The sequence below is a fragment of the Brucella tritici genome, assembly GCF_008932285.1.
Classification (GTDB): Bacteria; Pseudomonadota; Alphaproteobacteria; order Rhizobiales; family Rhizobiaceae; genus Brucella; species Brucella tritici.
The window spans coordinates 555,116-571,887 of sequence record NZ_WBVY01000004.1 but is presented as its reverse complement, the minus strand read 5'-3'; the positions used below and the strand labels follow the sequence as shown (position 1 = coordinate 571,887).

Below are 16,772 nucleotides of genomic sequence, written 5' to 3'. Positions count from 1 at the left end.
TAATTTTTGACGTTTACGGAAACGTCAAAGTAGGTTAGCTTCGATCCGGAATTGATCGGGTGAGTGCGGATTCCGTGAGACGCTCGGTCGAAAAAGCGGCAAAAATGGCTATTTTCGCAGGAAATCATCCCTTTTTGTTGCAACATGCGCGCTGTCACAACGTTTTGCTATAATGTGGCATGCAGGCATGAAACGCGGTTACGGGCTCGTTCCAGCCATCGCGGAACGGCTCAGGTGGTGAATTTGGAGGATTTCTATGCCGAGCTATCGCGCGCCAGTTGAGGATACCAATTTCGTTCTCAACGACGTTCTGAATTATCAGCGCTACAACAACCTGCCGGGCTTTGCCGACGCGTCGCCCGATGTCGTCGAGGCAATCCTGTCTGAAGGCGCGAAGCTCGCCGAAGGCACCCTGTTCCCGGTCAACCAGACCGCTGATCGAGAAGGCTGCAAGCGTCATTCGGACGGTTCGGTGACGACGCCGAAGGGCTACAAGCAGGCTTATGATCTGTATCGTGAAGGCGGCTGGCTTGGTCTCGCTGTGCCCGAACAATATGGCGGACAGGGGCTTCCCTATCTCCTGCACACGGCTGTCGGCGAATATATGTCGTCGGCCAATATGGCGCTCACCATGTATCCGGGCCTGACACAGGGCGCGATTGCCGCGATCCTGACCCACGGCACCGATGAGCAGAAGGACACCTATCTGCCGAAGATGGTGGAAGGCACCTGGACCGGCACCATGAACCTGACCGAACCGCATTGCGGTACGGATCTGGGCCTGCTGCGCACCAGCGCCACGCCACAGCAAGACGGCAGCTACAAGATTTCTGGCCAGAAGATTTTCATCTCGGCTGGCGAACACGATATGTCGGAAAACATCATCCATCTGGTGCTGGCCCGTATCGACGGCGCGCCGGAAGGTGTGAAGGGCATTTCGCTGTTCATCGTGCCGAAGTTCATTCTTGATGCCGATGGCAATCCGGGCGAGCGCAATGGCGTTTCCTGCGGTTCCATCGAAGAAAAGATGGGCATTCACGGCAATGCCACCTGCGTCATGAATTATGACGAGGCAAAGGGCTTTCTGATCGGCGAGGCGCATAAGGGCCTGCGCGCCATGTTCACGATGATGAACGAAGCGCGGCTTGGTGTGGCGCTGCAGGGCCTTTCGATCGCCGAAACCGCTTACCAGAATGCTGCTATCTATGCGCGTGAGCGCATTCAGGGTCGTGCGCTTTCGGGTGCCGCAGCACCGGACAAGAAGGCCGATCCGATCATCGTGCATCCGGATATTCGCCGCAACCTCATGAACATCCGCGCTTTTAACGAAGCCGGTCGCGCGCTTATCCTCTGGACGGCACTCAATTCCGATATTGCCCATCGTGCAGGCGATGAAGCGGAACGTCAGGCAGCAGACGACCTCGTTGGGCTTCTGACGCCGGTTCTGAAAGGCGTTCTGACCGACAAGGGTTTTGAACACGCCGTCATGGCGCAGCAGGTCTTCGGCGGCCACGGTTATATCGAAGAACACGGTATGAGCCAGTATGTGCGCGATGCGCGCATCGCCATGATCTATGAAGGCGCAAACGGCATTCAGGCGCTCGATCTCGTCGGTCGCAAGCTGGCACTGAATGGCGGTCGCGCGGTTACTGCCTTCTTCAAGGAAGTGGGCGAATTCTGTGAAGCCAATCGCGAGAACGAAAAGCTTTCCTTCTTCACCAAGCATCTGAAGAAGGGCCTCAACGATCTTCAGGCCGCTACCATGTGGCTGATGCAGAATGCGATGGCCAAGCCCGACAATGCCGGTGCAGCCTCCAATGACTATATGCATCTCTTCGGTCTGGTGGCGCTCGGCTTCATGTGGGCGCGCATGGCCAAGATCGCCGAAGAAAAGCTTGGCAGTGGTGAAGGCAACAAGGCTTTCTTCGAAGCCAAGCTTGTCACCGCACGCTATTATTTCGAGCGGATCATGCCGGAAAGCGCAGCACATCTCGCACGCATCCAGTCGGGTGCGGATTCGATGATGGCGCTCAACGCGGACAAATTCTGAGTTAGGGATTGAGCTAAATTTCGAATTTAGCGGGAAGGAGTCAACATGGCTGAGGCTTATATTTACGATCACGTGCGCACACCGCGCGGACGTGGCAAGAAGGATGGCAGCCTGCACGAAGTGCCTGCCGTGCGTCTGGGCGCGAAGGTTCTGGAATCCCTGCGCGACCGCAACGGCATCGATACTGCAAAGGTCGATGACATTATTTTCGGCTGCGTCGATCCGGTCGGCGAAGCTGGCGCAGTCATTCCGCGTTCTGCCGCCTTTGAAGCCGGTTACGACTTCAAGGCGCCGGGCATCCAGATTTCGCGCTTCTGCGCTTCGGGCCTCGATGCGGTCAATCTGGCGGCAGCCAAGGTCGCCTTTGGTTCCGACGATCTGGTGATTGCTGGCGGCGTGGAAAGCATGTCGCGCGTGGGCATGGGCATGTCGGGCGGCGCCTGGTACATGGACCCATCGGTCGGCTTCCCCGGCTATTTCATGCCGCAGGGCGTTTCCGCCGACTTGATCGCCACGAAATATGGTTTCAGCCGCGATGACGTTGATGCCTATGCCGTCGAAAGCCAGAAGCGCGCTGCCAAGTCGTGGGAAAAGGGCTATTTCAAGAATTCGGTCATTTCGATCAAGGACCAGAATGGCCTGACCATTCTCGATCATGACGAGCATATGCGCCCGACGACCGATATGCAGGCTCTGGGCCAGCTCAATCCGTCCTTTGTGATGCCGGGTGAGATGGGCGGCTTCAATGCGGTCGGCATTCAGGCCCATCCGGAAATCGAAACCGTCAATCACGTCCACCATGCCGGTAACTCGTCGGGCATCGTCGATGGTGCGGCTGGCGTTCTGGTTGGCTCCAGGAAGGCTGGCAAGGCCTTCGACATCAAGCCGCGTGCGCGCATTCGTGCTTTTGCCAATATCGGTTCCGAACCGGCGCTCATGCTGACCGGTCCGGTCGATGTGACGGAGAAGCTTCTCAAGCAGGCGAAGATGAAAATCTCGGACATCGACCTGTTCGAGCTGAACGAAGCCTTCGCGGCTGTTGTTCTGCGCTACATGCAGGCCTTCGACATTCCGCACGACAAGATCAACGTCAATGGTGGCGCCATTGCCATGGGCCATCCGCTCGGTGCAACCGGCGCAATGATCCTCGGTACGGTGCTGGATGAGCTGGAACGCCGCGATCTCAACACCGCGCTGGTGACCTTGTGCATCGGTGCCGGCATGGGCACGGCGACGATCATCGAGCGCGTTTAAGACGAGGGAGGTTCTACGAATGGCTTACACGAATTTCAAAGTTGAAACCGACGCCGATGGCATCGCTCTCGTTACCTGGGACATGCCTGAAAAGTCGATGAACGTCTTCACTGTCGAGGCGATGCAGGAATTGAATTCCATCATCGATGCGGTGACTGCCGACGACAAGATCAAGGGTGTTGTTATAACATCCGGCAAGGAGAGCTTCTCCGGTGGCGCCGATCTGACCATGCTGGAAGGCATGTTCAAGGAGTTCCAGAAGCAAAAGGCCAAGGACCCACAAGGTGCGGTCCAGGCCCTGTTCGACAATGTCGGCAAGATGAGCGGCCTTTTCCGCAAGCTTGAAACCTGCGGCAAGCCTTGGGTTTCGGCGATCAACGGCACCTGCATGGGCGGCGCGTTTGAAATGTCGCTCGCCTGCCATGCCCGCGTGGCATCCGATGCGCCGGGCGTGAAAATGGCCCTGCCGGAAGTGAAAGTCGGTCTGTTTCCGGGCGCTGGCGGCACGCAGCGCGTTCCGCGCCTTGCCAACCAGCAGGACGCGCTTCAGATGATGACGACCGGCTCCAGCCTGACTGCGCAGCGCGCCAAGGCAATGGGTCTCGTCACGGAGATTGCTCCGGCCAAGAAGCTGGTCGAAACTGCAAAGAAGCTCATCAAGGGCGGTCTCAAGCCGGTTCAGCCATGGGATGAAAAGGGCTTCAAGCTTCCGGGTGGAGCGATCTATTCGGCTGCCGGTGCGAACCTTTGGCCTGCTGCAACCGCAATTCTGCGTCGCGAAACATCCGGCAATTATCCGGCAGCGCTCGCTATCCTGAAGTCGGTTTATGAAGGCCTGCTGGTCCCATTCGATACTGGCCTCAAAATCGAGCAGCGCTACTTCACGGAAATCCTCCAGACGACCGAAGCGGGCATGATGATCCGCTCGTTGTTCGTGTCGCTGCAGGAACTGAACAAGGGCGCACGCCGTCCGGTCGATGAGAAGCCGACCAAGCTCAAGAAGATCGGCGTTATCGGCGCTGGCTTCATGGGTGCAGGCATTGCCTATGTCACGGCCAAGGCTGGCATCCCGGTTGTGCTGATCGACCGCGATCAGGAATCAGCCGATAAGGGCAAGACGCACACGGCTGACCTTATCGCCAAGGAAATGCAGAAGGGCCGCGCCACGGAAGCCGACAAGGAAAAGCTCCTGTCGCTTATCACGGCAACGCCGGATTACGCATTTCTCGAAGGCGCCGATCTGGTGATCGAGGCCGTGTTCGAGGACCGCGAAGTCAAGCGCGTGGCGACTGAAAAGGCCGAGGAAGTGTTGAAAACTTCTGCTGTCTTCGCGTCGAACACCTCGACCCTGCCGATTACCGGTCTTGCGAAAGTCTCCAAGCGTCCGAAGAACTTCATCGGAATCCACTTCTTCTCGCCTGTCGACAAGATGATGCTGGTGGAAGTGATCCTCGGCAAGAAGACCTCCGACAAGGCATTGGCCGTAGCACTCGACTATGTTCGTGCGATCAAGAAGACGCCGATTGTCGTCAACGACACGCGCGGCTTCTACGTCAATCGTTGCGTGCTGCGCTATATGTCGGAAGCCTACAACATGCTCGTTGAAGGTGTGCCTGCTGCGATGATCGAAAATGCCGCCCGCATGGCCGGCATGCCGGTTGGTCCGCTGGCGCTCAACGACGAAACCGCTATCGACCTGTCGCAGAAAATCCTCAAGGCAACGCTTGCCGATCTTGGTGAGAAGGCTGTTGATCCGCGCCATGTGGAACTGGTGGACCGTCTCGTCAACGAGTTCGACCGCAAGGGCCGCAAGAACGGCAAGGGCTTCTACGATTATCCGGCAAAGCCCGCCAAGAAGCATCTATGGCCGGGCCTCAAGGATCTCTATCCGCAGCAGAATCCTGACAAGATCGATGTGAAGGAGCTGAAGGAACGCTTCCTCGTCACCATAGCTCTGGAAGCTGCCCGCGTGATGGAAGAAGGCATTGTCACCGATCCGCGTGAAGCCGATGTCGGCTCCATTCTCGCTTTCGGTTTTGCGCCTTATACAGGTGGTACGCTGTCTTATATCGATGGCATGGGCGCGAAGAAATTCGTCAAGCTTGCCAAGGAGTTGCAGAAGAAATACGGCCAGCAGTTTAAGGCGCCGAAGCTTCTGCTCGACATGGCCGAAAACGGCGAAAGCTTCTATCAGCGCTTCAACCCGTACAAGACGGAGACGAAGAAGGCAGCGTAAGCTCCTTCCTTCGCAAAATTATCAGGCGCGGCATGTTTCATGCCGCGCTTTTTGTTTGCGCGTTCCGCTTTTGCTGAAATGCCATAGTCTGAAAATAAGAAAATTTTCCCTGTTAATTCAGCCGGCTTGCGTAATTATCGCTTTTTCGGTAGGTTGAAGCCGAAGATGGGACGGAAATTAGGTTTAAAATCCTTTGAAGCATATCTTTCCTGATGGGGACTGTTCAGGAAGATATGTTGGAACCTACGTGGCGGATCATGACTATGTTTTCTCACGAGAGCGTGTGGGCGGCCATTGATGCTCTGGCTGAACGTCATTCCCTGAGTGCGTCCGGGCTGGCGCGCCGGGCGGGGCTGGACCCAACGACCTTTAACAAATCCAAGCGCTATGCTTCCGACGGGCGCGCGCGCTGGCCTTCGACGGAATCGCTCGCCAAGGTGATGGAAGCAACCGGCTCGAGCTTCGATGAGTTCACGCGGCTCATTCAGGGCGAAAACCGCACGCCGCAATTCGGCGAATATACGCAGGACATGCAGTCCATTCCATTGCTCGGCATGGCTGAAGCCGGTGCGGGCGGCTATTTCGACGATGCCGGTTTCCCGGCGGGGCAAGGCTGGGACATTGTGGAATTTCCCGCCGGATCGGGGGAAGGTGTGTATGCGCTGGAGGTTTCGGGTGACTCGATGTTGCCCCTTTACCGTGATGGCGATACGCTGATCGTTGCACCCAATACCGCCATTCGCCGGGGCGATCGCGTGGTGGTGCGAACGAAAGACGGAGAAGTGATGGCCAAGATCCTGCATCGCCAGACGCCGCGAACCATTGAGCTTCACTCGCTCAATCCCGAACATCCGAACCGCATCTTCGAGTCGAAGGATATCGAATGGGTCGCCCGCATTTTGTGGGCGAGCCAGTAATGGCGCAATCGCAGGACAGAAGCCATGCACGTGCCGTTTTCGGCGGTCTGGCTGGCATAACAGGTGCAGTTCTGGTCGCAGCCTTCGCGGCGCCGTTTTATGGTGCGCTGGATCGACCTGTCGTCGTCATCAATTCCGGTGACACACAGACCGGCTCTGGTGCGGGTAACGGCATCGTTGTCGAACAGTTCGACTATAATGAACCGGGAACACAGCCTGAAACGGGCAATGCACCGGAGGGGACCTCACCGCAGCCGGGCGAGGCCGCACCCGCTGAAGGGCAGTCGCCTGCATCGCCCGAAAACGGCAAGGCTAACGATCAATCCAATGAAGGTGACATACAACGCGAGGCACCGCGTCCGCCGCTGAGCGATCTCGGTCTTGCATCCACGCCCAAGCCGCCAGAGCCGCCTGCACCGGCCACACCTGTCGATGCTGGCGAACAGATGCAGCTTTTGCAGCGCCCTGTCGCGGTGGCGGCCGGACGGCTGGAAAGCCAGGGCCGCATGATCGAACTGCAGGGCATTGAAATCGTGCCGGTGGAACAGACATGCCAGACAGCTTCCGGCGAAAGCTGGCCATGCGGCATGCAGGCGCGCACTGCCTTCCGGCAATGGCTGCGCTCCCGTGCCGTCATGTGCCGCCTGCCTGAAAACGACAGCGGTGCGGCAGTCGCAACCGAATGCACGCTGGGCAATGAAGATGCAGCCGCATGGCTCGTCGCCAATGGCTGGGCGAAGGCTGTTCCAGGCGGTGCCTATGACGAAGCGGGCCGCAAGGCTGTGGAGGCTCGCCTCGGCATCTTCGGCGAGAAGCCTGATACGTCGCTGCCCAATCCGGAGCCGGATAGCGGCAATATGATGGATAATCCTTCGCCGCTGGCCCCTGAAACGGAGCCGCAGCCGTCTTCGCCGCCCCCACAGCCACAGGGGGATTTTCCGCCCGCGCCGCCTGCACAATGACAAAAAAACGACACCTCTTGCGGTAATTCCGGTCCTGAAATGAAAAAAGCCCCGCACGATGCGGGGCTTTTTCGTTCTGTATCTTGAAGCTTACGCCAGTTCGCCAGCCAGAGCTTTCTTGATCAGCGCGCGGGTTTCGTCGATGCCGTAGAGCGCGACGAAGGAACCGAAGCGCGGCCCGCGTTCCTGGCCGATCAGTACTTCATAGAGCATCTGGAAGAAGGAAACCGAAACGCCGGGACCGCCTTCCGGGCTCTTCTTGGTATGGTCCTGATAACGCTCAATGGCGCGAGCAACATCAAGAATGGCATTCTGGATGTCGTTGCCATCGGTGCCGGCAGGCAGCGTTGAAAGCTTGGCATCCAGCGCTTCGAGCGCTGCGCGTTCTACATCGTCAGGGGCGCGGAACTGCTTGGTCGGCTTCACGAAATCGTTGAAGTAACGGATCGCATAGCCGACGAGCGCGTCGAGCTCCGGATTGTTTTCCGGCGTAACACCCGGCACGTGGCGCGAGATGAAACCCCACAGCACAGCCGGATTTTCGGCATTCGATGCACTGACCAGATTGAGCATCAGCGCGAATGTAACCGGCAGGTTCACCTTCGGCGGGTTGCCGTAATGAATATGCCAGACCGGATTGTTCAGCCTGTCCTTCCACTCCATGTTTCCTTGGCGGTGATAGGCCGAAAGATGGGCGAAATATTCGTCCACCGCCTTCGGGATGACATCGAAGTAAAGCCGCTTGGCGGTCTTCGGCTTCTGGAAATTGTAAAGTGCAAGGCTTTCGGTCGGCGCATAGGCCAGCCATTCATCGATGGAAATGCCGTTGCCCTTGGATTTGGAAATCTTCTGGCCAAGCTGGTCGAGGAACAGTTCATAGACGAAATGTTCCGGCGCGCGGCCGCCGAGGATTTCGCAAATGCGGTCATAAACGCCCGCATTGGTCTGGTGGTCCTTGCCGAACATTTCGAAATCGACGCCGAGCGCTGCCCAGCGCATGCCGAAATCTGGTTTCCATTGCAGTTTCACCTTGCCGCCTGTGACGGACAGCGTGGTTTCAACACCGTCCTCATCGTCGAAGGTGATGGTGCCAGCCTTGGCATCCACGCTCTTCATCGGCACGTAAAGCACGCGGCCGGACTTCGGCGAGATCGGCAGGAACGGGCTATAGGTCGCCTGGCGTTCTTCGCCGAGCGTCGGCAGCATCACCTTCATGATGTCGTCATAGCGCTCGACGGCCTTGAGAAGCACGGCGTCGAACTTGCCGGACTTGTAATATTCGGTCGCGCTGGCGAATTCGTAATCGAAGCCGAAAGTGTCGAGGAAGCGGCACAGCATGGCGTTGTTGTGGTCGGCAAAGCTCTTGTAGTCGCCGCCGAACGGGTTCGGAACGGTCGAAAGCGGCATTTGCAGATAGGGCTCAAGGGCTGCCTTGTCCGGCACATTGTCCGGAATCTTGCGCATGCCGTCGAGATCGTCCGAAAAGCAGATCAGGCGCGTCTTGACCTTGTCTTCGGTCAGGATGCGGAAGGCATGGCGCACCATCGAGGTGCGCGCCACTTCGCCGAACGTGCCGATATGCGGCAGGCCGGAAGGACCATAGCCGGTCTCGAAGATCACCGTCTCCGGCAGTCCGGTCTTTGCATAGCGCTTGAGGATTTTATTCGCTTCTTCAAAAGGCCATGCTTTCGCTTCCGCAGCCGCCACGGTCAGTTCCGGGGTCAGCGTGATTTCGGGAAGGCGGTGCGAGGTCATGGTTCAATCCTGTGAAGGGGGCTACTCGTTAAAACTTACGCGCAAGTAAGGCGCATACTGCTCTATGGCGCGGCAACCACTGTCCGTCAACGGTTGCGACCGAATTTCCTTGCGCAACGGGATGCGGCTTCCTAACTTTCAAACCAATTTGGGCCGTTGGATTTGATTCCGGCCATTGTTGTGCAGGAGTACGCGATGAAAAAGATCACCCCGCAGGATGCACTCGTCTATATCATGATTACGACGTCTGCAGCCGACACCACCATGACCGATGCCGAGCTGGAATCCATCGGCAATGTGGTGACGCGCCTGCCGGTTTTCCGTGGTTTCGATACCGGGCGTCTGCCGCAGCTTGCCAATGATTGCTATGCGCTGCTGGCCTATGAAGACGGTCTGGAGAAGATTCTCGACCTCGCTCATGAAGCCCTGCCGGAACGCCTCTACGATACGGCCTATGCGCTGGCTGTCGAAGTGGCTGCCGCCGATCTGCATGTGGAGCAGGAGGAGCTGGAGTTCCTCCAGATGTTGCGTGACCGCTGGACGCTCGATGAACTGACCGTTGCCGCCATCGAACGCAGCGCCCGCGTGCGGTTCCGCAAGCTCGATCCCGTTGTTTAGAGCCTGTTCCAAAAGTCATCCTGTTTGGCTGCAAATGGCAATTTGCCTGCGTTCCAGCGCTCATGCAGCTTTTTGTTTCAGGCTCTTAAGCGCTGGTGGCCGGATAGGCTCGGCTTCCTTCATCCAGAACTGTCGAACCTCATCCTGAGCTTGTCGAAGGATCAGCAGTCGAATGCAAAACGGGCGGAAAATCCGCCCGTTTCCTTTGTGGGGTTCGGGAAAATCAGCACACGACCGGGAGCCGTCGTGCCTTGCGCCCTTCCAGAGCAGCGCGCATGATGCGGGCTGCTTCTGCAAATGTGGGCGTTTCCTTCCAGTGTTCGGCATGAATGAAGCCGGTCGGAACGATATCCTTCAGCGCTTCCAGCGTGTGGCGCGGCACCATATCGGTGCAGTTCCACAGGCGACGGAAGATAACGCTGATCCGTGTGACCTTGCCGTTTACCTGAACGGACGGCTCGGTCGTTTCCAGAGCCCAATCTTCATAGGCGTCGACTGCATCCTGGAATGCATGATGCAGATAGATCGGTGCGTGACCGTCATGAAGCGGGGGCAGCAAACTAGACATTTCTGTTTCCTCTCTTCCTATTGGTTCAGCTTTCAGGGGGCATTTGTTGCCAGGTGAATGAATTGGGGCGAACAAATGCATTTAAACAAGAGCCATGAATTGCTCTTCAGTGGTCTATGTGTGCCGTGTCAAAATGGAAGCTCACGAAATGCGACAACACATAATTAACCATGATCTACGGAAGAATGCCTGTTTGGCAAGAGGCGATTTTCTTTAAATAAGCTTTTATCGGAAAAATAATTCAAACGCATAGGTTGAAATACTGCAATAATAAGCTAGCAAACTGTTGAAATATTATTTTTACTTGACGGTTAAATATGCCGGAAAACGAAGTGTTTTTCGATATTTATTGTTCGGGTGACAGGTTTTGCTCCTGTCATTTGCAGGCGACTGGTATAAAAAAATCAGAGCCTGAATCAAAAAGCGGCATGTGTGTGCGAAAATGGTAATTTTCGCACGCACAGGGCGACTTTTGGATCAGGCTCTTAGCAAATGAAAATGTGATTGCGGGGCAATGGATATGGCTCAACTGGTTCTGTCGCGTAGGGCTTTTCTGGCGGGGTCGACCGCTTTAGCCGCTGTCGCCGTCTGGCCGCAACGGTCGAAAGCGGCTGGTGAGGTGCAGAAAGGCGGGCGGCTGGTCGTGGCCGCAGATTCAGAGCCGCGCAATCTGAACCCGGCCATCGTTGCGTCCAATGGCGTTTTCTTCGTCGCAAGCAAGGTGGTTGAGCCTCTGGCGGAAGCGTCTTTCGAAGGTGAAAATGGTCTCGCGCCGCGGCTTGCCACGAGCTGGGAAGGTTCGACCGACGGGCTGACGGCGACGTTCCACTTGCGCGAAGGCGTCAAATGGCATGACGGCACGCCTTTCACATCGGCGGATGTGGCATTTTCGGCCATGGAAGTCTGGAAACCGCTGCAAAACCTGGGACGTGTCGTGTTCAAGGCGCTGGAGAAGGTTGAAACGCCGGATGACCTTACCGCCATTTTCCATTTCTCCGAGCCGACGCCTTTCCAGCTTATCCGCAATGCCTTGCCCGCGCTGACCGCAGTGCTGCCGAAGCATGTCTTCGCAGGAACTGACATCATGGCCAATCCGGCCAATGAGAAGCTCGTCGGAACCGGTCCGTTCAAATATGCCGAACACAAGACCGGCGAATATTACCGACTGACGCGCAACGACGATTACTGGGGCGAGGGTGAGCCTTATCTGGATGAGATCGTTTATCGCGTATTGCCGGACCGTGCCGCAGCGGCAGGCGCGCTGGAGGCTGAAGAAATCGACCTCGCCGCCTTTTCCGCCGTGCCGCTCGCCGATCTGGACCGTATCTCGAAGGTTCCGGGCCTCACGGTCATCTCCAAAGGCTATGAAGCGCTGACCTATCAGCTCGTGGTGGAAATCAACCATCGCCGCAAGGAACTGGCGGACCTGAAGGTTCGGCAGGCAATCGCTCATGCGATCGACCGCGATTTTGTGGTGAAGACGATTTTCCTCAGTTACGCCAAGACCTCGACTGGTCCTGTGCCGCGTTATGACAGCCAGTTTTATACCGATGACGTGCCATCCTATCCGTTCGACGTCGCGAAGGCGAATGCGCTTCTGGACGAGGCTGGTTACAAGCTGGGCAAGGACGGCACGCGCTTCACGCTCAAGCTTCTTCCTGCGCCCTATTTCAATGAAACGAAACAGTTCGGCGATTATCTGCGTCAGGCGCTCGCAGCAGTTGGTATCGATGCGCGTATTGTCAATAATGATTCCGCCGCGCACCAGAAGGCGGTTTACACCGACCATAACTTCGATCTGGCAATTGCACCGACGGTTTATCGCGGCGATCCGGCCATATCCACGACAATTCTGGTCGAAAGCGGTATCCCGGCAGGCGTGCCGTTTTCCAATCAGGGCGGCTATGCCAATGCTGAACTGGACGCGCTGATCGCCAAAGCCGCACGCGAAATCGATGAGAAAAAGCGCACGACGCTCTATCATCAGTTCCAGCAGATGGTGGAGGCGGATTTGCCACTGATTAACGTGGCGGAATGGGGTTTCATCACCGTTGCCCGTGACCGCGTGCAGAATGTTTCCAACAATCCTCGCTGGGCTGTTTCCAACTGGGCGGATACGTGGCTGGAGCAGTGACGAACCTTTCCGATTGATTGTATCCTGTCATTGTGAAACAGATTCTGGCCCTTTTCCGCAAACGACTGCTCGGCAGCTTCATCGTGCTGCTGATTGTCATTGTCGGCTGCTTTTTCCTGGCAGAAAGCGCGCCGGGCGATGCCGTTGACGCCTATGCCGTGACATTCGGCGGCGATGCGGCAACGATTGCCGAAATGCGCGCGCGCTGGGGGCTGGATCAGTCGGTCTGGCATCGGCTCGGGGCCTATCTGGCAGCCCTTGCGCAGGGTAATCTTGGCTGGTCCGTCAGTTTCAACCGGCCCATTCTCGACGTTATACTGGAACGCTTGCCCAACACACTTCTTTTGATGGGGGCGGCGACTGCCTTGTCTTTTGCCGCAGGGTCGCTCCTTGGCATCGTGGCAGGGGCAAAGCCTGGAAGCTTTCGCGACCGGTTTCTCTCCGTGGCCTCGCTGATCCTCTATGCGATCCCCGGTTTCTGGCTGGCGCTCGTGCTGGTCATCCTTTTTTCAATCAGGCTGCGCTGGTTGCCGTCGAGCGGCATTGAAACAATCGCTTCCGGCAAGCATGGGCTGGCGCGGGCAGGCGATATTGCAGTTCATCTGGTGCTGCCGGTCGTTTCGCTGGCGGTGATTTATCTGGCGCTTTACCTGCGGGTCATGCGCGCCGCCATGGCCGACATATGGCGCATGGATTTCGTGCACGCCTTGCGGGCAAGGGGCATTTCGCATTCGCGCATTGTCCTGCGCCACGTGGCGCGCAACGCGTTGCTGCCGCTCGTCACCGTGCTGGGCCTGCAGGCCGCATCCATGCTCGGCGGCAGTGTGGTGATCGAAAGCGTTTTCGCCGTGCCAGGGCTGGGACGGCTTGCGCAGGAGGCCGTCGCAAGCCGTGACACGCCGCTTCTGCTCGGCGTCATTCTGGTCAGCGCCATCATGGTAATCGTGGTCAATTTCCTGATCGACCTGATCTATCTCTGGCTCGATCCGCGTATCGCGGCCGGAGGCGGTGGGATATGACCGGGGTGAAACGTTATTTCAGAACGAGTGAGGGTTTAGCAGGCGCAATCCTGCTGGCGTTGCTCGTGCTGGCAGCACTTGCCGCACCTCTCATCTTTCCCGCCGATCCTTTAAGCATTGTCTCAACGCCGCTGCTGCAACCGTTTGACAATACAGATTTTATTTTCGGAACCGACCGGCTTGGACGCAATGTTCTGGCCGAGCTTTTCTATGGTGCGCGCACATCGCTTGGCGTTGGGCTGGCCGCTGCCTTGGCCTCAATTATCCTCGGCAGTATCATCGGGACGCTGGCCGGTTTTGCGGGCGGCATCGTCGATGAAGTCCTGATGCGGATCACGGAAGCCTTCCAGACCGTGCCGGGCTTTCTGCTGGCGTTAGCGCTGGTCAGCATTGCCGGGCCGACACTGCCGGTGCTGATTGCAGCAATTGCGCTTTCAAGCTGGACGCAGGCTGCGCGCCTCACGCGCGGGCAGGTGCTCACAATCCGCGAAAGCGATTACGTGGCTTCCGCCCGCGTCATCGGCATGCATCCGATGGAAATCGCTTTCCGTCAGATGCTGCCCAACGCTCTGCCGCCGGTTCTGGCGCTGGTGCCGGTGATCGTCGCTTCCGCCATATTGATCGAAGCGGCTCTGTCCTTTCTGGGGCTGGGCGATCCGAACCGCGTCACCTGGGGCGGCATGATCGCCGAAGGGCGCACGGTCCTGCGTTCCGCACCCTGGCTTTCGATCCTGCCGGGACTGGCGCTGGCATTGACTGTTGTGGGCGTCTATCTGGCGGGCGAGGGACTGACGAACGCCTTGTCCCGGCGCGAGGTGCAGTCATGACGGTGATCGTCCGGCTGGAGCAGCTTTGCGTGCGCTATGGCCGTGAAACGGCCCTAGAGAATATCGATCTTGATGTTCGGCGCGGTGAAACTCTCGCAATCATCGGCGAAAGCGGCTCGGGCAAAAGCACGCTGGCGCTGGCGCTGGCTTCGCTCCTGCCAGCCAATGCACGCATTTCGGGCAATATGGAATGGGCAGACGGTAAGCTGCTGCCGGGACGCGACATTGGCTTCGTGTTTCAGGACCCGGCATCGAGCTTCGATCCGCTGATGACGGTGGGCGCGCAACTTGTCGAGACCATTCGTGCCCATGCGAAAATCGACAAAGCAGCAGCGAAAGCCAAAGCAGTCAGCCTCTTGCAGCGGGTTCATATTCCGCAAGCTGAGCTAAGTTTTTCGCGCTATCCGCACCAGTTTTCAGGCGGGCAGAAACAGCGCATCGCAATTGCGCTCGCCATTGCCGCCGGTCCGCGCCTGCTGATCGCGGATGAGCCGACAAGCGCGCTCGACACCATCGTGCAGAAGGAGATTGTTTCTCTCCTGCGCGAACTGGTGCGTACAGATGGGATGACGCTGATCTTCATTACCCATGACATCGCTTTGGCATCGGGACTGGCGGATCGTATCGCGGTTTTCCGGCGGGGCGTGCTGGTGGAACTTGGCTCCGCTCGAACGATCATTTCTGACCCACAAACAGATTATACGAAGGCTCTGATCGCTGCCGTGCCGGTGCTGGAGGCAGCCCATGGTTGATCCGATTCTGAAGGCCGACGATCTCATTTTACGCTATGGCGACGCCCTTGCGCTCAATGGTGTCAGCCTCACGATCCAGCCGGGCGAGACACTGGCGCTGGTCGGTCCGTCTGGCAGCGGCAAGTCCACGCTGGCGCGGGCACTGCTGCGGCTTCACCCGCTTGCAGGCGGTACAATCCGTTTTGAAGGCGAGGACTGGCTGGCACTCAAAGGGGCCGATCTCCGCAAGCAGCGGGCGCGCTTGCAGATGGTGTTTCAGGACCCGCTCTCGGCTTTTAACCCACGTGCGAGCGTCTACGATCTCCTGCGCGAACCGCTACGCATTCATGGGCTCAAGCGCGATATTGCCAGCCTTCTGCAAACGGTCGGGCTTGATCCGGCGCTGGCACGGCGCGGCGTCCATGAGATTTCCGGTGGGCAGCGCCAGCGCGTCGCGATTGCGCGGGCGCTTGCAACCGCTCCGTCGCTGATCGTGCTGGACGAGGCGGTTTCGGCGCTCGATGTTACCGTGCGCGGCGCCATTCTCAACCTGCTGCGGGATATACAGAAAGCCGCACAGACGGCCTATCTTTTCATCACGCATGATCTCGCCGTGGCAGCGCAAATGGCGGATCGTATCGCGGTGATGGAGCGTGGGCGGATTGTCGAATGCCGCCCGACGCGGGAACTGCTGGCGGCACCGCAAACGCCTGTCACCAAAGCGCTCATCGAGGCGGTGCCGAGACTATTTGTCTAAGCCTTGCCCAGTTCCACCGAACGCTTGCGGGCAGCTTCCACGGCTTCGGCCACCAGCGTCTTGAGCCGGTCACCGCCCATCAGAACTTCGAGCGCGGCAGCGGTGGTGCCGTTCGGGCTTGTCACCTGTTCGCGCAGCTTTGACGGAGTGTCCGTGCTGGCATCGGCCAGAGCGCCGGCGCCCATTACGGTTTGCATGGCCAGAAGTGCGGCCGTTTCATGCGGCAGACCGGCGGTCACACCGGCATCGGTCAGTGCCTCGATGAAGTGGAACACATAGGCAGGCCCGGAACCCGAAACGGCGGTTACGACGTCCATAAGCGCTTCATCATCCACACTTGCAACCTTGCCGGATGTCTCAAGCAGGCGCGCGACGAAGGCTTCATTTTCATCGCTTACATTGGCGTTCTTATATGTGACGAGCATCCCCTTGCCGATGGCGGCAGGCGTGTTAGGCATGCAGCGAAGAATGGCTGCATCGTGGCCAAGCTTGCTTTCAAAAAGGGCGACCGGAATACCCGCTGCAACGCTGACGAAAGTGGCAGCGGGTGCGAAGCGCTTATAGGTTGGCAGAACTTGTGCCATGACCTGCGGCTTGACTGCGACGAGAACCATGCGGGGCTTCAGATCGCCGGGCAGGGCTTCAGCATCGGCAAAGGCATGGACGCCGGCACCGGCAGCGCGATCACGAAGCGCTTCGGTCGGCTCCACGACATAAACGTCTTTCGCCTTGAGGATACCGCTATCGAGCCAGCCTTTCAGCATGGCGAAGCCCATATTGCCGCAACCGACCAGAATTACCGTGTCATGCATAGTGATTGTTCCACCTTTGGATTTCATTGGGACATGGTCCGCGATGGTATAGCCCCGCCTTATTACGCTGCGCAAGTATATGCGGCGTATCCACGAATTTCTGAGGTTAAATCATTGATTGCCCAAACTATA

General features: G+C 57.9%; 14 protein-coding genes. 11 read left to right on the top strand and 3 right to left on the bottom strand.

Translation table 11 applies throughout. The annotated features are described in order from the left end of the window. Positions 1 to 256: 256 nt before the first annotated feature. The 5 genes from F9K94_RS17190 (at position 257) to F9K94_RS17170 (ending at position 7,419) form a co-directional block, all read left to right on the top strand. Complete coding sequence (locus F9K94_RS17190; protein ID WP_151647174.1) at positions 257 to 2,050, top strand: acyl-CoA dehydrogenase C-terminal domain-containing protein; 1,794 nt, start codon at positions 257 to 259, stop codon at positions 2,048 to 2,050. 45 nt (positions 2,051 to 2,095) lie between these two features. Then, positions 2,096 to 3,304: an acetyl-CoA C-acetyltransferase gene (locus F9K94_RS17185; RefSeq protein ID WP_061346912.1), complete on the top strand. Its 1,209-nt coding sequence runs from the start codon at positions 2,096 to 2,098 to the stop codon at positions 3,302 to 3,304. Between the two features lie 19 nt (positions 3,305 to 3,323). Further along, a complete protein-coding gene (locus F9K94_RS17180) occupies positions 3,324 to 5,540 on the top strand; it encodes a 3-hydroxyacyl-CoA dehydrogenase NAD-binding domain-containing protein (protein ID WP_151647172.1) in 2,217 nt (738 codons plus the stop codon). Positions 5,541 to 5,803: 263 nt separating this feature from the next. After that, positions 5,804 to 6,457 carry a S24 family peptidase gene (locus tag F9K94_RS17175; RefSeq protein WP_061346914.1) on the top strand — a complete coding sequence of 218 codons (654 nt, stop codon included), beginning with the start codon at positions 5,804 to 5,806 and terminating at the stop codon, positions 6,455 to 6,457. Beyond that, positions 6,457 to 7,419 carry a thermonuclease family protein gene (locus F9K94_RS17170; RefSeq protein WP_151647709.1) on the top strand — a complete coding sequence of 321 codons (963 nt, stop codon included), beginning with the start codon at positions 6,457 to 6,459 and terminating at the stop codon, positions 7,417 to 7,419. The genes F9K94_RS17175 and F9K94_RS17170 overlap by 1 nt, the downstream gene beginning before the upstream one ends. A gap of 90 nt (positions 7,420 to 7,509) precedes the next feature. Here F9K94_RS17170 and F9K94_RS17165 read toward each other — a convergent pair whose 3' ends face one another. Further along, positions 7,510 to 9,174 carry a lysine--tRNA ligase gene (locus tag F9K94_RS17165; protein WP_151647170.1) on the bottom strand — a complete coding sequence of 555 codons (1,665 nt, stop codon included), beginning with the start codon at positions 9,172 to 9,174 and terminating at the stop codon, positions 7,510 to 7,512. A 195-nt stretch (positions 9,175 to 9,369) separates the two neighbouring features. On the opposite strand from F9K94_RS17165, the gene F9K94_RS17160 reads away from it, so the two are divergent. After that, a complete protein-coding gene (locus F9K94_RS17160; protein ID WP_061346917.1) occupies positions 9,370 to 9,792 on the top strand; it encodes a tellurite resistance TerB family protein in 423 nt (140 codons plus the stop codon). A gap of 223 nt (positions 9,793 to 10,015) precedes the next feature. On the opposite strand, the gene F9K94_RS17155 is transcribed toward F9K94_RS17160, so the two are convergent. Further along, on the bottom strand, positions 10,016 to 10,360 hold the full coding sequence (locus F9K94_RS17155; RefSeq protein WP_151647169.1) for a BRA0787 family protein: 345 nt from the start codon (positions 10,358 to 10,360) through the stop codon (positions 10,016 to 10,018). A 520-nt stretch (positions 10,361 to 10,880) separates the two neighbouring features. Between F9K94_RS17155 and F9K94_RS17150 the strand changes: the two genes are divergently transcribed. Genes F9K94_RS17150 through F9K94_RS17130 form a run of 5 tightly spaced genes read left to right on the top strand, consistent with a single transcriptional unit; the run spans position 10,881 to position 15,828 of the window. After that, entirely contained in the window at positions 10,881 to 12,494 is a 1,614-nt protein-coding gene (locus tag F9K94_RS17150) for an ABC transporter substrate-binding protein (protein WP_151647167.1), read from the top strand. Positions 12,495 to 12,511: 17 nt separating this feature from the next. After that, a complete protein-coding gene (locus tag F9K94_RS17145; RefSeq protein ID WP_151647165.1) occupies positions 12,512 to 13,513 on the top strand; it encodes an ABC transporter permease in 1,002 nt (333 codons plus the stop codon). Continuing rightward, entirely contained in the window at positions 13,510 to 14,340 is an 831-nt protein-coding gene (locus F9K94_RS17140) for an ABC transporter permease (protein ID WP_151647163.1), read from the top strand. Before F9K94_RS17145 ends, F9K94_RS17140 begins: the two co-directional genes overlap by 4 nt. Continuing rightward, positions 14,337 to 15,092 (top strand): ATP-binding cassette domain-containing protein, encoded by a 756-nt coding sequence (locus F9K94_RS17135; protein WP_151647161.1) that lies wholly within the window; start codon positions 14,337 to 14,339, stop codon positions 15,090 to 15,092. Before F9K94_RS17140 ends, F9K94_RS17135 begins: the two co-directional genes overlap by 4 nt. Next, complete coding sequence (locus F9K94_RS17130; RefSeq protein WP_151647159.1) at positions 15,085 to 15,828, top strand: ABC transporter ATP-binding protein; 744 nt, start codon at positions 15,085 to 15,087, stop codon at positions 15,826 to 15,828. Before F9K94_RS17135 ends, F9K94_RS17130 begins: the two co-directional genes overlap by 8 nt. On the opposite strand, the gene proC is transcribed toward F9K94_RS17130, so the two are convergent. Next, positions 15,825 to 16,640: a pyrroline-5-carboxylate reductase gene (gene proC / locus F9K94_RS17125; RefSeq protein ID WP_151647157.1), complete on the bottom strand. Its 816-nt coding sequence runs from the start codon at positions 16,638 to 16,640 to the stop codon at positions 15,825 to 15,827. The two genes, F9K94_RS17130 and proC, sit on opposite strands and share 4 nt — an antisense overlap. Positions 16,641 to 16,772: the final 132 nt, after the last annotated feature.